Here is a 1,610-nt window from a genome sequence, read left to right as displayed (position 1 = left end):
GTAATGGATCAGGCCCTGGGACCTGCTTTTGCACGGCAACAGGGAGGGAAATATGAAGGACAGGGGCAGGGGTCATACGGCATGGCGCGTCTTCTGGCGGGTAAGAAAATAACGGCCGATGTGTTTGTTTCCATCACGCCAGGCCCGATGCAAATCCTGAAAGACGCCGGTCTGATTGATAATGCTGTCCCTGTGGCCAGTACCAGTATGGTGATAGCATACAGCCCTGAAAGCAAATTTGCGCATCAGTTTTCACAGTCCACAGGCAGCGATGCAGACTGGCTGAAAGTTCTGGCATCTCCGGGCATGAAATTCGGGCGTACCGATCCGCTCAATGACCCGAAAGGCCAGAACATTATCTTTACTCTGTTACTGGCTGAAAAATATTACAAAGAGCCGGGTATTTCTTCTGAAATTCTTGGCGGGTATCAGAATCCTGCCCAGACACATCTGGAGGGGGGGCTTCTGGCCCGTCTTGAAAGTGGGCAGGTGGATGCCGCTGCCGGTTATGAAAGTGAGGTCATTTCAGCCCACCTTCCGTATGTGGCGCTGCCGGATGAGATTAACCTGAGCAATCCGGATATGGCAAAACAATGGTATGACACAGTAAGTTTCAGTGTGAAAGACAGTGAAGGAAAAGAGAAAGTGCTCCATCCTCAGCCACTGGTTTACTATGCTGCCGTGCTGAAGAATGCCCCACATGGTACCACTGCAGGTAAAGCTTTTGTGGATTTCATGCTGGATAAAACAGGCCAGACACTTTTTAAACAGAATGGTTATGCTTCACCGAAAGGTGGCCTGCTCTATAAGCAATGAAAATTTATCACAAAACGGCACTGTGGCTGTCACTGCCAGCAATTCTGCTGCTGGCAGTACCTTTTGTGACGCTAATCAGCATCACCCGCTGGGAACATTTACACCTGTCCTGGGGAGATAAGGATGCCATTATAACCTCCCTCGGATTAGGCGCATTTTCGCTGTTGTTGATAATTATCAGTGGATTACCCGTGGCCTGGTGGTTGTCGCAGTCAGATGGTCCTGTGAAACGGTTAACTGAACTTCTGGTGATGCTCCCGTTACTTACACCGCCTCTGGCGATGGGGATCTTGCTGGTTAGCGCCTATGGTCCTTACAGCCTGCCGGGTGAAATGCTGGGCAGGTTTGGCCTGACACTGGTGAATAACCCTGCGGCCTTTATTGTGGCCCAGTGGTATGGGGCATCTCCCTATTTTATTATCACCGCACGTTCAGCTTTCGCATCAGTTCCCGAAGATATCCTGGAGGCCGGGCGTACACTTGGCGCTTCCCCCTGGCAACGATTCTGGCGATTATCGGTACCGCTGGCAGGTCCCGGCCTGGCTTCTGCGACCGCATTAGCCTGGGTACGTGAGACAGGGGAGTTTGGCATCGTAATGATATTTGCCTATTTCCCTCAGGGAATGCCTGTACAGCTGTATAACAACCTGCAAAACAACGGTGTTGATGCCGTATATGTACTGTTATGGTTATTGCTGCTGTTTACTTTGCCTGTTCCCTTATTGTGTTTCTCAGTCTCCCGACGAATACGTTATGGCAGGACATCCATAATGTAATGTCTGGCAGGGCAAACC

2 protein-coding genes are annotated in these 1,610 nt (G+C 50.6%); both read left to right on the top strand.

Features of this window, described 5'->3' with window-relative positions:
- Nucleotides 1-816: extracellular solute-binding protein (locus tag HV477_RS27800; RefSeq protein WP_175065739.1), on the top strand; the 816-nt coding region annotated here is incomplete at its 5' end.
- Nucleotides 813-1,592: a molybdenum ABC transporter permease gene (locus HV477_RS27795; protein WP_175065738.1), complete on the top strand. Its 780-nt coding sequence runs from the start codon at nucleotides 813-815 to the stop codon at nucleotides 1,590-1,592. The genes HV477_RS27800 and HV477_RS27795, both read left to right, overlap by 4 nt.
- The last annotated feature ends 18 nt before the right edge of the window (nucleotides 1,593-1,610 follow it).

Origin of the sequence: Salmonella sp. SG203 (assembly GCF_013350575.1) — a bacterium.
Lineage (GTDB): Bacteria > Pseudomonadota > Gammaproteobacteria > Enterobacterales > Enterobacteriaceae > Salmonella > Salmonella enterica.
Note: the sequence above shows the minus strand (reverse complement) of the source record. Positions and strands in the feature narration are given on the sequence as shown.